At 70.6% G+C, this 16,786-nt stretch carries 15 protein-coding genes and 1 pseudogene; 10 read left to right on the top strand and 6 right to left on the bottom strand.

Annotated elements, in window-relative coordinates:
• Positions 1-6: 6 nt before the first annotated feature.
• The 3 genes from F8S09_RS01350 to F8S09_RS01340 form a co-directional block, all read right to left on the bottom strand.
• A complete protein-coding gene (locus tag F8S09_RS01350; RefSeq protein ID WP_322618415.1) occupies positions 7-1,245 on the bottom strand; it encodes a low temperature requirement protein A in 1,239 nt (412 codons plus the stop codon).
• Complete coding sequence (ruvA, locus tag F8S09_RS01345) at positions 1,242-1,844, bottom strand: Holliday junction branch migration protein RuvA (RefSeq protein ID WP_322618414.1); 603 nt, start codon at positions 1,842-1,844, stop codon at positions 1,242-1,244. Before ruvA ends, F8S09_RS01350 begins: the two co-directional genes overlap by 4 nt.
• 80 nt (positions 1,845-1,924) lie before the next feature.
• Positions 1,925-2,230 (bottom strand): hypothetical protein, encoded by a 306-nt coding sequence (locus F8S09_RS01340; protein WP_152868288.1) that lies wholly within the window; start codon positions 2,228-2,230, stop codon positions 1,925-1,927.
• 190 nt (positions 2,231-2,420) lie between these two features.
• Between F8S09_RS01340 and F8S09_RS01335 the strand changes: the two genes are divergently transcribed.
• The 8 genes and pseudogenes from F8S09_RS01335 to F8S09_RS01300 all read left to right on the top strand — a co-directional run bounded on the left by F8S09_RS01335 (position 2,421) and on the right by F8S09_RS01300 (position 12,292).
• Positions 2,421-4,361, top strand: a complete 1,941-nt coding sequence (locus F8S09_RS01335) for a hypothetical protein (RefSeq protein WP_152868286.1) — start codon at positions 2,421-2,423, stop codon at positions 4,359-4,361.
• Between the two features lie 124 nt (positions 4,362-4,485).
• Positions 4,486-5,106: a hypothetical protein gene (locus F8S09_RS01330; RefSeq protein ID WP_152868284.1), complete on the top strand. Its 621-nt coding sequence runs from the start codon at positions 4,486-4,488 to the stop codon at positions 5,104-5,106.
• A gap of 246 nt (positions 5,107-5,352) precedes the next feature.
• The gene (gene metG / locus F8S09_RS01325) at positions 5,353-7,374 is read left to right on the top strand and encodes a methionine--tRNA ligase (protein WP_152868282.1); all 2,022 of its coding nucleotides are present in this window, start codon (positions 5,353-5,355) and stop codon (positions 7,372-7,374) included.
• 82 nt (positions 7,375-7,456) lie between these two features.
• On the top strand, positions 7,457-8,296 hold the full coding sequence (rapZ, locus tag F8S09_RS01320; RefSeq protein ID WP_152868280.1) for an RNase adapter RapZ: 840 nt from the start codon (positions 7,457-7,459) through the stop codon (positions 8,294-8,296).
• 59 nt (positions 8,297-8,355) lie between these two features.
• Complete coding sequence (locus F8S09_RS01315; protein WP_152869870.1) at positions 8,356-9,627, top strand: gluconeogenesis factor YvcK family protein; 1,272 nt, start codon at positions 8,356-8,358, stop codon at positions 9,625-9,627.
• A gap of 31 nt (positions 9,628-9,658) precedes the next feature.
• Positions 9,659-10,411: a glucodextranase DOMON-like domain-containing protein gene (locus F8S09_RS01310; protein WP_322618413.1), complete on the top strand. Its 753-nt coding sequence runs from the start codon at positions 9,659-9,661 to the stop codon at positions 10,409-10,411.
• A complete protein-coding gene (locus F8S09_RS01305; protein WP_322618412.1) occupies positions 10,408-11,286 on the top strand; it encodes a DMT family transporter in 879 nt (292 codons plus the stop codon). Before F8S09_RS01310 ends, F8S09_RS01305 begins: the two co-directional genes overlap by 4 nt.
• A 160-nt stretch (positions 11,287-11,446) precedes the next feature.
• A pseudogene (locus F8S09_RS01300) lies at positions 11,447-12,292 on the top strand (IS5 family transposase).
• A gap of 17 nt (positions 12,293-12,309) precedes the next feature.
• On the opposite strand, the gene F8S09_RS01295 reads toward F8S09_RS01300, so the two are convergent.
• Genes F8S09_RS01295 through F8S09_RS01285 form a run of 3 tightly spaced genes read right to left on the bottom strand, consistent with a single transcriptional unit; the run spans position 12,310 to position 14,253 of the window.
• Entirely contained in the window at positions 12,310-12,750 is a 441-nt protein-coding gene (locus F8S09_RS01295) for a hypothetical protein (RefSeq protein ID WP_152868276.1), read from the bottom strand.
• The gene (locus F8S09_RS01290; protein ID WP_152868274.1) at positions 12,747-12,935 is read right to left on the bottom strand and encodes a hypothetical protein; all 189 of its coding nucleotides are present in this window, start codon (positions 12,933-12,935) and stop codon (positions 12,747-12,749) included. Before F8S09_RS01290 ends, F8S09_RS01295 begins: the two co-directional genes overlap by 4 nt.
• A gap of 58 nt (positions 12,936-12,993) precedes the next feature.
• Positions 12,994-14,253 (bottom strand): DUF4127 family protein, encoded by a 1,260-nt coding sequence (locus F8S09_RS01285; protein ID WP_152868272.1) that lies wholly within the window; start codon positions 14,251-14,253, stop codon positions 12,994-12,996.
• Positions 14,254-14,923: 670 nt separating this feature from the next.
• Here F8S09_RS01285 and F8S09_RS01280 point away from each other — a divergent pair.
• Together F8S09_RS01280 and F8S09_RS01275 are read left to right on the top strand one after the other, a co-directional pair.
• Complete coding sequence (locus F8S09_RS01280) at positions 14,924-16,084, top strand: ABC transporter permease (protein ID WP_152868270.1); 1,161 nt, start codon at positions 14,924-14,926, stop codon at positions 16,082-16,084.
• On the top strand, positions 16,084-16,770 hold the full coding sequence (locus F8S09_RS01275; RefSeq protein ID WP_152868268.1) for an ABC transporter ATP-binding protein: 687 nt from the start codon (positions 16,084-16,086) through the stop codon (positions 16,768-16,770). The genes F8S09_RS01280 and F8S09_RS01275 overlap by 1 nt, the downstream gene beginning before the upstream one ends.
• Positions 16,771-16,786: the final 16 nt, after the last annotated feature.

The raw sequence follows: 16,786 nt of genomic DNA, 5'->3' as shown, positions 1-16,786 counted from the left end.
GGCGGGTTACAGCGGCGACCCGCCCGCCCCCAGCCGCTCCTCCAGGTCGCCGAGGTGCTCGGTGGCGGGGTCGGTCGCGGTGATCGCCGCCAGCCCCAGGCACAAGGCGGCCACCGCCGCGTGCAGGGGCAGGCTGCCCAGGTCGGTCAGCGAGAGGCCCGCCGTGACTGCCAGCGCCCCCAGCAGCGCGACCAGGCTGCGGTCGCGCCCGACCCGGCGGTGCGAGAGCCGCAGCGCCGTGAAGCGCAGCAGCGCGAGCGAGAACAGCAGCGAGAAGAGCGACCACACCACGAGTTGCAGGTTCACCGCGTCACGGACATTCTCGGTGTCGCTGATGCCGTGGCCCATCCCGACCGCCAGCATCACCAGCCCCAGCGTGAAGGGGATGTGCCCGTAGAGCCACATCAGGAACGACCCCACCCGGCCCCGGCGGTGCGCCTCCAGCACCGGAAGGGCGCGGGCCTGATCGAAGTACAGCCGCCACAGCCCCACCGCCGCCAGCAGCGCGAACAGGGAGGGCGCGAGGTCCGGCACGGTCAGAGGCCGCTGCCGTCCCCCCGCCACCAGCTCGGTCACGATGTTGCCCAGCGCGATGATCTGGAGCAGGCCCACCCGCTCGGGCAGGTGCTCCTGATGCGGCAGCGCGTGGCCGTGACGGTCCTTGATCAGCAGCGGCGTCACGAGGTCCACGGCGAGCGCCACCCCCCAGGCCACGAGTTGCGTGGTGCCGCCCAGGAAGGCGCTGCCCAGCCAGAGCAGCGCGGCCAGCCCGTATCCGGTCATCAGCGGGCGGGCGAATGCGGCCACGTCGGGGTTCTTGCGGATCATCAGCCCGTGCATGGCGACCAGAATCAGGCGGTTGGCGGCGAAGGCGGCGGCGAAGACCGGCCCGTTCTCCGCGAGTTCGCCCCGCTCGGACAGCGCCATCAGCGCCACGGTGAGCAGTTGCGCCAGCGTGCCCCAGCGGTAGACCCGCTCCTGATTGCCGTGCCGCGCCGCAAAAGTGGTGTTGCCCGCCCACGCCCACCACACCGCCCCGAACATCACCAGAAAGTTGACGAGGTTGATCCCCGAGGGCGCGTCGCCCAGCCGCTTGGCGAGCTGGTCAAAGGCCACCACGAAGGTAAGGTCGAAGAACAGCTCCAGCCAGGTAACCTTCTGCTCCCCGGGGGTACCGGGGGCCGCCTGCTCGTTGGCGCTGGGACCGTCTTGCAGGGTGACGCTGCTGGGTTCGCCGTGGGTCACCGCAACCGGCCCAGGCCCTTGCGAATCAGGGCGTCGGCGCTCTGGGCGGGGTCGGCGGCGAGCAGCTCGGCCACCACCCCGCGCACCTGCCCCTCGCGGAAGCCCAGCGCCAGCAGCGCCTCAATGGCGTCGCGCCCGGCGGTCGTGGGGGGGGCCGCCGCCCGCGCCGCGCCGCCCCCCGCTGGCCCGGCGGCCAGATGCTCCGGCACCTTGTTCTGAAGTTCCAGGACCAGCCGCTCGGCGGTCTTCTTGCCCACGCCCGACACACTGGAGAGCAGCTTCACGTCGCCCGTGAGCAGGCCCTGCGCCACCGCACTCACCGGCATGGCCGACAGCAGCGCCAGCCCCAGCTTCGGCCCCACCCCGCTCACGCCGGTGAGCAGGTCGAAGAGGCGCAGGCTGTCGGCGTCACTGAAGCCGAAGAGAAGCTGGGCGTCCTCGCGCACGACGTGGCGGATATTCAGCTCGGCCTCGTCGCCCACGCTCAATTTGCCCAGGGCGGAGGCCGGGCAGTGGACCTCGTAGCCCACGCCCCCGGCGACGATCACGGCACTCGCGTCGCGCACCTCGCGCACGGTGCCTTTCAGGTAGGCAATCACACATCTGATTTTAGGGGGCCGCCCCTCATAGAACCGGGGGAAAGGTGACCGGGACGGCGCCTCAGGCGGGGAGCCTGATTTCACCCTGTTCCATCCAGCCGCCCCCACAGCACGGCCAGGGCCACGAGTACCAGCAGATAGACCAGCGGCGCCGCACTCCAGGCGAGGTCGGCCCGGTCTGCCCCCCGCCGGGCCGCCCGCTCCCCCAGCGCCAGACTCCCGAAGTACACCAGCGGGGACGCGACGGTGCCCCAGCCGAACGCCAGTTTCACGGCGACGAGGGCGGCGGGCGGGTTGTTCGGGTCGTCCGTGCCCAGCAGCATCACGCTGGCGAGGAGCACGGCGGGATAGGCGAACAGCGGCAGTCCCCCCAGCACGCGCAGCACCCAGACCAGAGGGGAGCGGGAGGGTCGGTCAGCCCATTCAGGCCCGTTTCGTTCATGGTGCCCTCGCGGGGAGAGGTCGGGGAGGCCCGTTCAGTGTACGGCCTGCCGCCCCGGCCCTCTCATCCCGTGGGCGGGGGCGGCGCGTACCGTTGACCCACCGCTCACACTTCTGGAGGAAAAGAGGATGCCTTTGACCGTGCGTTCGCTGTGGCTGGTGTGCAGCTTGTGTCTCCTGTGGCTGTGGGCCGCCGCGTCTGCCCAGACCGCGCCGCGCCTTGGCAACCTGACCTACCGGGTGCCGCCCGGCTGGACCGCGCAGACCGACAGGGGCATCGTCGCCCTGATCCCCGGCAACCTGCCCGCCGGTCAGACCGCCTATATGCTGCTGGCCCCCGACGTGCCCCTGAGCGGGAGCCTGCGCGACTGGTTCGCGGACCGGGTGGCGGGCGTGCAGCAGGGCCTGAAGGTCATCTCCACGACCGGGATAGACCAGGCGGCGGGCGGCTCCACGGTGCTCTCGCAGGGGGCGGTGGTCGTGGGCGAGTCGGGCGAGACCCAGTACCGCCTCTACGTCGCGGGCGAGCTGGGGCAGGGGCGGGAACGGCGGGCGGTGTTCGTGGTGTTTCAGGCGTCCAGTCTGGCGCTGGTGGAGCGGTATCAGTCCGGCCTGACCGCCCTGACCGACTCGGTGAACCTCGCCGCCCCCGTTCAGGCAGCCGCCCTCCCCGCCGTCAAGACCCTGAACGCCGCCGAGTTCGTGAAGGCGGGCGGCGACCCCACCGCGACCCTGATTCCCGGCGAGTTCCGCTGCTACGAGGAACGCGGGGGGGACGACGTGGCGCGGCCCCACCTGACCGTGCAGATTCTGCCGGGCGGCCAGTACCGCACCGCGCTGGGAAGCGGCACCTTCAGCACGCGCAAGGACGGCAGTCTCTCCCGGATCAAGTGGCGGAGCGGCCCGCTGGAGGATACCTACGAGCCGTACCTCGTCTTTGGCGACCACGGGCAGGACTTCAGCCTGATGGATGTCGGCGTGGGGGACGAGGAACGCGACTACGAGTGCTACCAGGCGGGGGCACGCGAGAACCTCGCCAAGTTGGAATTCGCCCTCAAGACGCCCAAGGTCGGCCAGTATCCGTGCGTGACCACGGATGGCAGTGGCCGCAGCGCCGGGACGCTGGAGCTGTTGCCGGGGCAGCGCTACCGCTTCGGCGGCGGCGAGGGGCGGTATACGGTGAACCTGCTGGGCGATCAGGACGAGAGCTGGAGCGACGTGGACTTCGTGGGCGGCCCGTGGGATGACGAACGCGCCCTGTACAGCGAGGAAGAGGACGGCGAGCGGAGCTTCAGCGGCGTCCAGAAGCTGACGTGCCGGGTGGTCGTGAAGCCCACGCCCATCCCCCGCTACGGCACGGCGAAGGCCCCCGTCCCGCCGAAGGGCTCGGGCGGCCTCTCGGGGGCCTACGCGAGCTGGAATGTGGACCCGCTGGGGTACGGGGGCTGCGGCGGCCTGTGCTGGGACTTCTACATCTTCGACAAGAACGGCTACGTCTACACCGACGAACCCGAGACCGGGCTGGAGGACGCCGACTGCTCGCGCACCCACCCCAACGGCCTGCCCGTGTGCGAGGTCTACACCTTCCAGAACGGGATGCTGAAGATTGGGAATGAGAAGGCCGAGCCGCTGAAGAAGAAGGCGAACGGCGACTACGACCTGGGCGGCACCACCCTGATCGCCATTCGCCCGGTGACCGGACTGAAGCTGAGTGGACCGTACCGCAGTTTCTCCGCCTCGGTCGCCATTGGCGGGCTGAACAGCGGCTACTCGGAAGCCTACCTGCGCTTCAGCCCCGACGGGCGCTTCTCGCGGGAGGCGTCGGGGGGCTTCAGCGCCACCTTCACGGACACGGGAAATTCCCTGGGAACCACCACGGGCGGCGTGACCACCACCAGTTCGCGCAGCAGCGGCGGCACCTACCGCTTCGTGGGCAACACGCTGGAGCTGAAATACGCGGACGGCCGGGTGGTGCGCTCCTTCGCCTTCCTGGGAGACAGCCCGAAGGATGGCAAGGTGTCCACCGGGCTCCTGCGCGTCGGCGGGCGCGACTACACGCTGCAAGACGGGAAGTAGGTGTCGATCATGACCGCTGGAAGGACCCCTCTGCCCCTCGGCAGACCGGGAGGGCGGGGGAAGGCCCGCTAACGTTCTCCTTTCTCCCCAAGGCGCCCATCCCCTGAACCCCTGGAGGTCCCCCATGCCTAGACGCCCTCACCCGCCCTCGTCCGCTGCGCTCGCCCGCGCCGTCTCCCTCGTCCTCACGACCACCCTCGCCGCCGGGCTGGGTTCAAGCGGGACTGCCGCCCAGACGGCCCCTCCCCCCAGCCTGGAAGCGCAGGTCGCCGCCCAGCCCTACCGTATTGGGGACCGGGCGGGGTTCAAGCCGCTGTATGTCACGGACCTGGACATTCTGGTCCTCGGGGACGACCCCGACGCTCTCGGGGAGGACCTGGAAGTCTGGGGACCGTACCTCAGCATGGTGGTTTCGGCCAGCCCCTCCCCTGCTACGGCTGGCCGCGAGGCGTTCGCGCGGCGGGCGCTGGAGTTCATCGTCTTCGCCTCGGACATTGAGGTGGAGGGCACGGCCACCGTGCGGCAGGGACTCAACCTGTGGCACGAGACGGTCGGGCGGGGGCTGAGCGTGTCGGGCGCGGAGCTGCTCGTCTATCAGGCGATCCTCTACGGGGCACCCGGTAGGCCCTACCTGCGGGTGGTCGGCCTCGCGCCTGCCGAGATGCGGGAGGCCGTGCTGCCGCGCTTCAGGCAGGTCTCCCGCAGCATCACCCTGAAGTCAACTCCGGGTGGGGCAGGCACCTGAATCGGCTTATCTTGTGACCCCACTCACACTGTCTGGAGCGTTCAGGCGGAACTCTGGGGCCATGACCGCTGCCCTCACCATGATCATGCGAATGCCCTCCCGCGCCTGAGGTCGGTCAGGAGGGGCGGGGTGAGACGCGAGAGTCCGCCCCGCCCCTCCTCCATGCCGACCATTTTCCGTATCCTGACGGGGTTGCCCGGCCCCCCTCTGTGAGAGCAGAGCGTGCCGGGCGGGGAGAGAGCGAGCATGACCAGACCAACGGGGGCCGAGCCGCCCACCTTCTACATCACGACCGCCATCGACTACGCCAACGGTCTGCCGCACATCGGGCACGTCTACGAGAAGATCCTGACCGACGCCATCGCCCGCTACCGCCGCCTCGCCGGGGACCGGGTGCATTTCCTGACCGGCACCGACGAGCACGGCGAGAAGATCGCCAAGGCCGCCGCCGCGAGCGGGCAGACCCCGCAGGCCTTTGTGGACGACCTCGCGCTGCGGGGCTTCCGGGGGCTGTGGGACCGGCTGGAGATCAGCTACGACGACTTTATCCGCACGACGGAAGACCGCCACAAGCGCTACGTGCAGGAGATTTTGCAGCGCGTGTACGACGCGGGCGACATCTACTTCGCCGAGTACGACGGCCTGTACTCGGTGGGCGCCGAGCGTTACGTGACTGACAAGGAACTGGTCGAAGGGCCAGACGGGGTGCGCCGTTTCCCCGGCGACAAGGACCCCCCGGAGCACCGCCGGGAGGCCAACTACTTCTTCCGCATGGAGAAGTATCAGGCGTGGCTGCTGGAGCACATCCAGACCCACCCCGACTTTATCGGCCCGGCCGGGTACCGCAACGAGGTGCTGGAGATGCTGCGCGAACCCATCGGGCCGCTGAGCATCTCGCGCCCCAAAAGCCGGGTGCCCTGGGGCGTCGAGCTGCCCTGGGACCCCGACCACGTGACCTACGTGTGGTTCGACGCGCTGCTGAGCTACGCCTCGGGGCCGGTCAGCCTCGGCATGGGCGAACAGACCATCGGGACCGCGTGGCACGTGATCGGCAAGGACATCCTCAAGCCGCACGCGGTCTTCTGGCCCACCATGCTGCGGGCGGCGGGGCTGCCCGTGTACCGCCGCTTGGTCGTGCACAGCCATATCCTCGCCGAGGACGGGCGCAAGATGGGTAAGAGCCTGGGCAACGCCATCGACCCGGAAGAACTGGTGGCGAAGTACCCCGCCGACGCTATCCGTTACACGCTGCTGCGTGAGGCGTCGCTGGGGGCCGACAGTCCCTACGGGGAGGGGATTCTGGTCTCGCGGCTGAACTCCGACCTCGCCAACGACCTCGGCAACCTGCTCTCGCGCACGGTCAGCATGATTCAGAAGTACCGGGGCGGCGTGCTGCCGCAGGCGCAGGAACGCGGCGAGCGCGAGCACCGGATCGAGGCGGCGGCGCTGGCCCTGCCCGGCGAGGTGCTGCGGCTGGTGGACGACCTGAAGATCAACATGGCGATCGAGGCCGCCATGAACTTCGTGCGCGACCTCAACCGCTATATCGCGGAAAGTGCCCCGTGGACGCTGGCGAAGTCGGAGGACACGCAGCGGCGGCTCGACACCGTGCTGTACACCGCCGCCGAGGGCCTGCGGGTGGCGAGCGTGGCGCTGGAGGCCGTAATTCCCGCCAAGGCCCAGGAACTCCGGGCGCAGCTCGGGCTGGCGGGGCAGAGTTACCCGCTCGCGTCGGCCTGGGGCCTGATTCCGGCGGGGACCCAGGTGCCCGGCGGCCCGGTCCTCTTTCCCAAGCCGGAACCGCAGTCGGGGGGCGACGCGGCCCCCACCCCTCCCCCCGCCAAGCCCAAGAAGGAGAAGACATCCATGACCCAGACTCCAGAAACGATGCCCGCCCCGCAGCCCGCCGCCCAGCCCACCGCAACGGCGGCGCCCACGGAGAACCTGATCTCCATCGACGACTTCGCGCGGGTGGACCTCCGCATCGCGGAAGTGGTGGAGGCCGAGGCGGTCCCCAAGGCCGACAAACTGCTCAAGCTGACGGTGCGGATGGGTGAGGAGACGCGCACGGTGGTCAGCGGCATCCGCCAGTGGTTCGCGCCGGAAGACCTGGTGGGCCGCCGGGTGATCCTGGTCGCCAACCTTAAGCCCGCCAAACTGCGCGGGATCGAGTCCCAGGGCATGATCCTCGCCGCCGAGGACGAGCACGGGAACCTCGATCTGGTGGGCACGCGGCTGGAACTGCCCAGCGGAACGAAGGTCCGGTAAAGCGTCGGTGATGAGCACGGGAGGGGCAGGGGCGAGAGCCTGCTGCCCCTCTGCCTTGCTCCCCACGCCCTAGACTGCCCGCATGTTCGTGATCGTCTCCGGCCTGTCGGGAAGTGGCAAAAGCACGGCGCTGCGGACGCTGGAGGACGCAGGCTTCTACGTCACCGACAACCTCCCGCCCGAGTTGTGGGGATCCATGCACGACCTGGCCACGGCGCGGGGGCTGGAGCGGGTGGCGGTGAGCACGGACGCGCGGACCCGCGACTTCCTGAGTGCGCTGGAAGACAGCTACGTGCGGCTCTCGCGGCGGCGCGAGGACCTGCGGGTGCTGTTTCTGGAGGCAACTTCGGAGGTCTTGCTGCGGCGCTACAACCTCTCGCGCCGGGAACACCCGCTCGGCGAGAACCTGATGCTGGACTTTCAGCGCGAACGCGATCTGCTCGCGCCCCTGCGGGCCATCGCAGATACGGTGATCGACACGACCACCCTTACCCCGGCGCAGCTCTCGGAGCGGGTGCTGCGGGCCTGCCGTCTGGAACAGGACTTTGCCCTGCGGCTCCTGAGCTTCGGATTCAAGCACACGCCCCCGCGCGACGCCGACCTGGTGGTGGATGTGCGCTCGCTGCCCAATCCCCACTATGTCCCCGAACTGCGGCCCCGCACTGGGCTGGAGGCGGACGTGGCCGGGTACGTCTTTCAGGACGGGGAATCCGAGCGCTTTTACGAGGAGGTGCGCGACTTCGTGCGGGCGAGTGCCGAGCGGGCACGGGCGGCACGGCGGCACGGGTACACGGTGGCGGTCGGCTGCACCGGGGGGCAGCACCGCTCGGTGGCGGTGGCGGCGCGGTTGGCAGCAGACCTCGCGGACCTGGGCGCCCAGGTGGCCGACCACCGCGACATGCGGGTGGGTGGGGAGGCTTGACGCCTCTTCCCCAGTCTGAGCGGCGGCGTTCCCGGACGGGCCGCGCCCGCCGCGCCCGGATGTGGCTGGCGCCGGGGCTGGGGGTCAAGCGCTGGCTGGTGCTGTTCGTGATCTGCACGCTGATCGGGGCGGTGGGGTTCTTGCACTTCACCTGGACCGGGCCGCTGCACTTCGTGGCAACGCGCTGGATTCTGTGGCTCAACGCGCTGACCTCGCCGGAGGTGATGCCCCTGTACGTGGGCGGCATGACCGTGATGGCGCTGGCGCTGGCCGGGGCGCTGCTGAGCATCATGATGCTGAGCCGCTCCATGCTGCGCTCCACGGGCACCGCGCCCGATCAGGCGCTGGACGTGATCTACTCCACCCGCACCCTGGCCCGTGGCCCGCGCATCGTGGCGGTGGGGGGTGGGACGGGGCTGTCCAACCTGCTCAGCGGCCTCAAGGCGCACACCAGCAACATCACGGCGGTCGTGACCGTCTCGGACGACGGGGGGTCGAGCGGGCGGCTGCGCGAGGCGCTGGACATGATCGCGCCGGGCGACCTGACCGACTGCTACGCGGCGCTCTCGGATAGCCCGGTGCTCGCGCGGCTGCTGCTGCACCGCTTCGACCGGGGCGAGGGACTGGCGGGGCACACCTTCGGCAACCTGCTGCTCGCCACGCTCTCGGAGGAACAGGGGGGCCTCCAGGACGCCATGCGCGATGTCCACGAGGTACTGCGGGTGCGCGGGCAGGTCTTTCCGGCCACGACCACGCCCAGCACGCTGGTGGCGCGGCTCTCGGACGGGCGCGAGGTCCGGGGCGAGAGCGGGCTGGCCGCGCAGGTGGGCGAGGCGCGGGTGGAGGCGGTGCGCCTCGATCCCCCGGACCTCCCCGCGCTGCCCGCCGTGCTGGACGCGATTCGTCAGGCCGAGCTGATCGTGCTGGGGCCGGGGAGCCTCTTTACCTCCATCCTGCCCGCGCTGCTGGTGCCGGACGTGGCGCGGGCGATTCGCGAGTCGGCGGCCCCGGTCGTGTACGTCGCCAGCCTGATGACCGAACCCGGCGAGACGACGGGGCTGGGTCTGGGGGACCACGTGGGCGCGGTCACGGGGCACCTGCGGCGCACGCCCGACTGGGTCCTGGTGAACAGCACGCCGGTTCCGCCTGCCGTCCGTGCCCGCTACGCCGGGGAGGGAGCCGAGGTGCTGGACCCCGGCGCGGTGGGGAGCGACCTGCGCGGGCGGCTGCGCCACGCGCCCCTGCTGCATCCCGGCGAGCAGGCCCGGCACGACCCCGACGCGCTGGCCGAGGCGCTGGTGGCCCTGACGCCGAGACGGGTGACGCTCTGAAAGCCGCACCCCCTGAGCTATGCTGGCGCCCGTGCTCACGCTGCTGACGGCCACCCTGCTCACGGGGACGCTGCTTTCCGTTCCCGATCCGGCCGGGGACGCGCGGGGGGACGGCGGCTACGTGCTGCCCCGGCGCCCCGCCATGTCCGAGGCGGCCTTTGACCTGCGCTCCTTCCAGGCCGGGCCTGCGGGAGACGGGATGCGCTTCACGGTGGGGCTGGAGCGGCTGGACAATCCCTGGCAGGCGCCCTCCGGCTTCTCCGCGAACGTGACCGACATCTTCGTGGGCGGGAGCGTGGGGGGCGAGCGAGAACTGGCCGACCTGCGGCTGAATACCGGGGGGCCAGGCTGGACCTACCACCTGCGGGTGACCGGCTTCGGGAGCCAACTCACGCGGGTGGCGGAAGCTGGTGACGAGCCGACGCCTCTGGAGGATCCCCGCGTGCGGGTGGAGGGCAACCGGCTGGTCATAGATGCGGCCGTGCCGCCGGGTCAGTACGCCTACTGGGTCACCTCCAGCGTGTACTCGCCCCTGACCCCGGCCGGGGTGCTGCGCCCGGTCACCGCTCCGGGTCTGGCCGTGCTGCAAGCGGGCCGCGCGGGGGCTCCCGTTCCGGTGGACGTGCTGGCCCCGGCAGGAGACGTGACGCCCTTCACGCGGGGCACCCTGGCCCCGGTGGGCCGCGCCCGCGACAACCGTGCCCTGACGCTGGCGGGGCTGGGCGGGCTGGGCCTCCTGGCGGTGGTGGTGGCGACCGTGCGCTCGCGGCGGCCCCCGGCGTGAAGCTCTCCCCCGCCGGGCTGATCCTGACCGCCGCCGTGCTGTGGGGCCTGCTGGGAATTCTGGGAAAAGGCGCTCAGGGGGCGGGGGTGGGCGCACTGGAGGTCGCCTTCTGGCGGGCCGCGTTGGGGGGCGGCCTCTTCGCGCTGCACGCCGGGCTGACCCGCGCCGACTTGCCGCGTGGCCGGGATCTGGGGGCCACCGTCCTTTTCGGTCTCGTCGGGGTGAGCGTGTTCTACGGGGCGTACCAGCTGGCGGTGCGGACGGGTGGGGCCAGCCTCGGGTCGGTGCTGCTGTACACCGCGCCCGCCTTTGTCGCGCTGCTGGGCTGGGGCCTGCTGCGCGAGCGGCTGGGGGGGCGGGAGGCGCTGGCCGTCGCGGGCACGCTGGGGGGCATCGCCCTGATCAGCCTGGGCGGGGGCCAGGGCGTGACCGTGACCGGGGCCGCGCTGGGGTGGGGGCTGCTCTCGGGGCTGACCTACAGCCTGTATTACCTGTACGGCAAGGCCTTTTTCGGGCGCTACGCCCCGGCCGCCCTGTACGCCGTCGCCCTGCCGGTGGGAGCGCTAGGGCTGCTGCCCTTCGTGGAGTTCGGCGCCAAGACGCCCGCCGCGTGGGCCAGCCTCGCGGGAATCGCGGTGCTGAGCACCTATTTCGCCTACCTCGCCTACAGCGCGGGGTTGAAACACCTGCCCGCCACCCGCGCCAGCGTGATCGCCAGCCTGGAGCCCGTGGTGGCCGCTGGCCTCGCCGCCGCCCTGTTCGGGGAGAGGCTCTCGGCCGTCGCGCTGGTGGGCGCGGCGCTGGTGATCGGGGCCGCGCTGGTGCTGAGCGTGGGCGGGGGGAAGCCGACCGAGGCGGCGACCGCCACGCCGTAAAGGTCAGCGTCCGGGGACAGGACGGGAGAAGGTTCAGGACCACGGCTCCAAAATCAGGGACTCCCGACCCCAGCGCCAGTAAAGTGCGTCTGAAAACCGTGCTGGCGCATGGTTTTCCCGCGTGATCGAACGCGCACGATGAGGCGGAGGTGGTGCGCCCATGACCCGGCCTGCGTACCCAAACGATCTCACGGATGCCGAGTGGAACGTCCTTCGTCCGCTACTCCCTCCAGACGCCCCAGTTGGCCGCCCCCGGAAGTGGGCATTGCGGGAAATCCTGGATGGCATCTTCTACCTGCTGCGTGGAGGCATCGCCTGGCGGGCGATGCCCCATGACTTTCCCCCCTGGCAGACGATCTACCACTATCACCGGCTGGGGAGGCTGTAGGGCGTCTGGGAAGCCGTGCACACCACACTGCGGGAATGGGTCCGTCTCCGGGAAGGTCGCGAGGCGACCCCCAGCGCCGCGATTATCGACAGCCAATCGGTGAAAACGACTGAGGCTGGTGGACCCCGCGGGTATGACGGCGGCAAGAAGGTCAGTGGCCGCAAGCGTCACCTGCTCGTCGACACGCTGGGGCTGGTCATGGCCATCAAGGTGCATGAAGCGGACATCCAGGACCGCACCGGTGCGGTCCTGCTCCTGCGGGATCTGCCGAACGTCTTTCCGCGCATGGGACACTTGTGGGCCGATGCCGGCTATACCGGGAAGCTCGCTGGGGATATCCACACGCACCTGGGCTGGACGCTGGAGATCATCAAGCATCCCTGGGCTGGCTGGCAGGGCACCTGGGCGCCCAAAGACGCACCTCCACGACCCGTGGAGGTGCCGAAAGGGTTTGTAGTGCTGAAGCGCCGCTGGGTGGTGGAGCGGACGTTCGCGTGGTTGGGAAAGTCCAGGCGCATGGCCAAGGATTACGAGGCACTCGTCGAAACTGCCGAGAACCTGGTCTACCAGGTCATGATTCGGCTGATGGTGCGTCGCCTGGCCAAAGGCCCACCCTGACGGTTTTCAGACGCACTTTAGGCCCCGGTCGGCAACCACATGTCGTCCATAAGCCAGGAAACGCGGCCCCGCCCGTTCTCTTCCAGGCGCGAGCAGGCGCTGGGCTCAGCCTCCGCTGCCGGGCAGAGCCAGCTTCCCCGGACCTCGTACATCTGCCCGTTCTTCCGTGTCCACTGTCCCTGAAGTTCCCGCAGGCTGAGCCCAGCGGGTGAGGCGAAAAGCGGCAGCCCCCCGGCGATCCACAGGCCGAGGTAGAGAAATTGGGTGCCCACGATGGCCGCCACACCCCGGCCCGGTGGTCCCCGCCGTACACGGGCAAAGACGGCCAGCCCCAGCGACACGGCTCCCAACGCCACTAGCACCGTTGTCCCCGTGGGGAATGACGACCCCATGAAGCCCCAGACCACAAAGCCCACGCTCAGCAGGGCCACCCCACCGAGCAGAGGCCCGCGCCTCACGGGGCCAGCACCGCGAGTGCCAGCGGCCACAGCGCGAGGACGGGGCAGCCGGTGGGCAGCAGCCAGGGCCACCAGCGGCGCGGCACGAGATACGTCACGCCTATCAGAACTGCACCTCTCAGGAACAGCACCGGCAGCACCCAACTGACCCCTGACCAGGCGCCGAAGAGGGTGAAAGCGGCCACGCCTCAGTCTGCCTTACGCCCACCGGGTGAACACGCCAAAAGTGACGGCCCCGCGACCTTACTTCCCCTCCAGGCGGAAGTCCCACTCGAAGGAGCGGCCCCAGGGCAGCGCGGCGTCCTCCAGCGTGTAGGTCAGGCCGACCCGCAGCGGGAAATACTCGCGGGCGATTTCCAGCAGCCGTACCTGCGCGGCGGGGGTGTTCAGTTCGGCTTCCGGGACGGCCCTTCTCAGGGCGGCCCGCACCTCGGCGCTGTAGATCACGTCGTTGGCATACTCGCGGGCCAGCAGCGCGTCCTGCCGGATGGGGTTGGCACCCTCCAGGCTGAGGCGGGCGTGGGCCAGCGCCGTCCCGACGTTGTTGCCGGGTGTGCCCCAGGCGGCCAGCGAGCGCAGGTTCGCGTGCTGCCGCAACGTGGCAAGGTCGCGCCACAGCCGCACGTTGCCCAAGTTCACCTGCGCCACGTCCGCCACCGCGACCGGCCCACCGCGCAGCAGGGCACTCACCCGCAGGGCGGCCCAGCGGGGGTCACCGCCGTTGTAGACGTAGAGGGTCAGGTCGGCGCGTCCCACCTCCACGACCCGGAAACCGCTTGCTCCCGCGTGATTGAGCACGCTCTGGGTCAGCGGAATGCCCTCATAGCGGATGACCTCCTGCGCCTTCACCGGGTCGCTGTACTCCACCCGCACGGTCCGCTCGGCCGGGGCCAGGGCACGGGCCACCAGCAGGCTCAGCACCTCGTCGGCGCCTGGGTAGACGCGCACGTTGGCCGGAGCCTGGGCCGCCAGCGCCGCGCCTTCGGCCGGGGCGGGGCTGCCGGGCAGGGCGTCGTCCCAGGTGACGTGCAGTTCGCGAAAGGCCCCCTCCCCTGCCCAGCGCATCACCTCCTGCACCACGGCGAGGTTGCGCTCGCGGTCGGTGGCGTCCGGCTCGCGCGGCAGGGTGATGAAGGCGTAGACCGGACTCCCGGTTCGCGCCGCCCACGTCCGCAGCGGCTCCAAGCGGGCCAGCGCCTCCGCTGCCGTCAGCGGGCTGGTGCGCGACTGCACGAGGCCCCCGTAGGCGATGGCGTCCAGCGCCACCACCAGCGGCGCCCCGGCAGGTTGCGCCTCCAGCCACGCGGTCAGAGCGGCGGGGTCGGCTCCCCGCGCCGCCGTGCCCAGCAGTTCGGCAGGGGGCACCCGCACGTCGCCGCCGCGCAGTCCAGCAATCAGGGCAGGGAGCACGTGCGTAGCTGGGCGCGAGTCGAGCGGGAGGAGGGTCTGGGCACCCGCCTGGGCCGCGAGCAGCAAGGCGAGAAGGGGCAGGGAGCGGGGCATGGGGGCAGGGTAGGGGCCAGAGGTGAGGGGCGGGCCAGGGGCGGCCTTGAGAGCGGTGGATGGGGGCAGGAGGGCTTGATTCTTTGACGACTCCACCCCCCAGCCCCCTCTGCGGCGCAGCTCTCCGAGTCCCCAGAGGGAAGGGGGAGCGGAAGACGCTTCGCTATGAAGAAAACGCATCCGACCTATCGACCTGCCTGCCCAGCCCGCTGCCCAGGCACCTGCCCCTGTCGGCTGACCTAGTCCGTTCATCCGGGTCGTGGTCATGTGGATGGCTCCACCCCCACCCCCCCACCCGCTGAAGCTCCTCCTTCTTTTTCCTGTGTCAGCCGCCCGAAGCGTCCCTGCCTTTCAATTCCACTTTCCAGGCAGACGAGCCGTTCAGCGCGTCCGCGCCGAGGCCTTTCACTTGGGCGGCAGGATGGCGCGTAGGAGGAACAATGGGCGGAGCAGACAGGGGCAGAACATGGGGGAACAACCTTTGCCTAGCGCAGCGCTGCTCGTTCCTTCGCTCTGGAGAGGGGGGCTGGGGGGGAGGGGTAAGCCGAATCAAGATGCCCCGGCCCGCCCACCGCACCCCCGCTGTGCCCCGGCCGCCAGCAGCCCCCCACCCCCATATCGCAGCCCTTCCCCCCCTCTCCCCCATTCCGGCGGCGTAGCCTGTCAGCCAATGAACGGCAAAGACTTATGGACCCTGGCGTGGCGCGGCCTGACCCGCCGCCCGGTGCGGACGCTGCTGACCGCGCTGGGGATCACCGTGGCGGTCGCCAGCATGGTGGTGTTCCTGTCGCTGGGGGAAGGCATCCGCAAGGTGTTCACCGCTGAACTGGGCGGCATCGGCCCCGACGTGCAGGTGAGCCTCAGCGGCTTCTCGCAGGGCTTCGCGCCCTCACCCAACCTGCCCGAGGAGGTGGTGGGGCAGATTCGCGGCCTCTCGGACGAACTGGGCATCACGGCGGTGACCCCGATCGTGGTGACGGTGCGCGGCAGCCTTGACGTGACCCAGAGCGCGGTGCTGTACGGGGTGCCTGCCGGGGGCGGTATGGGTAACGTGTTTCCGAACGCGCGGGTGGCCCAGGGCCGGGCGCTCACAGGGGCCGATCAGGCCGGGCAGGTGGCGGTCATCGGGTCCAAGACGGCCGAGAACCTGAACCTCGGGCTGGGCAGCACCCTGAACCTCAACCGCCGCAGCCAGGTAGAGGTGGTCGGGGTCCTCGCGCCCGAGTCGGGGCTGGTGGACTCGCTGATCTTCCTGCCCATCGAGACGCTTCAGGCGGCGGAGGGGGCCGAGGGCCGCGTTTCTACGGTGGCGCTGAAGCTGGAAGACCCCCGGCAGTCCCGCGCGGTGGCCGACGCCATCACCGAGCGGCTGGACGTGGAGGCGCAGACGCAGTCGGACTTCGTGTCCTTTGTGGACCGGGCGCTGCGCATCAGTGACGCCGTCAGATTCGGCATCAGCCTGATCGCGCTGATCGTGGGCGGGCTGGCGGTGGCGAACACGGTGATGATGGGCGTGTTCGAGCGCACCCGCGAGTTCGGCACGCTGCGGGCCATCGGGGCGCGGCCGGGCTTCGTGCGGGGACTGGTGCTGGCCGAGTCGCTGCTGCTCTCGCTGGCGGGCGGCGTGGGCGGGCTGCTGCTGGGACTGGTGGGCATCTGGGGCGTGAACCTCTATACCCAGGACCTCGCGGGAATCGACGCGGCGGCCCTGACGCCCCGGCTCACGCTGCTGGCCCTCGCCATCAGCCTGCTGCTGGGGCTGCTCTCGGGACTGCTTCCGGCCCGCAGTGCCAGCCGCCTGAACATCACCGAAGCGCTGGGGAGGGTCTGATGAGCACCCTGCACGTCGAAACCCTCTCGCGGGTCTACCCCAGCGGCGAGGGTCAGGTGACCGCCCTCGCCCCCTTCACCCATACTTTCGCGCCCGGCATCACGGCGGTGGTGGGGCCGTCGGGCAGCGGCAAGTCCACGCTGCTGAACCTGCTGGCGGGCTTCGACACGCCGACCACCGGGCGGGTGGTCGTGAACGGCACCGACCTGCACGCGCTGCCGGAGGCGGGCCGGGCCGACTTCCGGCTGGCGCACTACGGCTTCGTGTTCCAGAACCACAACCTCGTGTCCATCCTGACGGCGCTGGAAAACGTCGAGTTTCCCCTGACGCTCGCGGGCGTGCCCCCCCGCGAGCGGCGCGACCGGGCGCGGGCGTTGCTCGACCGGGTGGGGCTGGGGGCCAGGGCCTCGCACCTGCCCTCGCAGCTTTCAGGCGGGGAGGCGCAGCGGGTCGCCCTTGCCCGCGCCCTGGCAAACGACCCCGAAGTGCTGCTGGCCGACGAGCCGACCGGGAACCTCGACACGCGCACCGGCGAGCGGGTGCTGGAATTGCTCACCGCTCCCGCCCGCGAGGGCCGCACGGTGGTCCTGATCACCCACGACCGCGACGTGGCCGCGCTCGCCGACCACACGCTGCGGGTCCGCGACGGGACAGTGACGGCGGAGCAAGAAGGCGTGAGGGTGTAAGCCACGCCCACGCAAG

The organism is Deinococcus terrestris (assembly GCF_009377345.1).
GTDB classification, from domain to species: domain Bacteria; phylum Deinococcota; class Deinococci; order Deinococcales; family Deinococcaceae; genus Deinococcus; species Deinococcus terrestris.
Note: the sequence above shows the minus strand (reverse complement) of the source record. Positions and strands in the feature narration are given on the sequence as shown.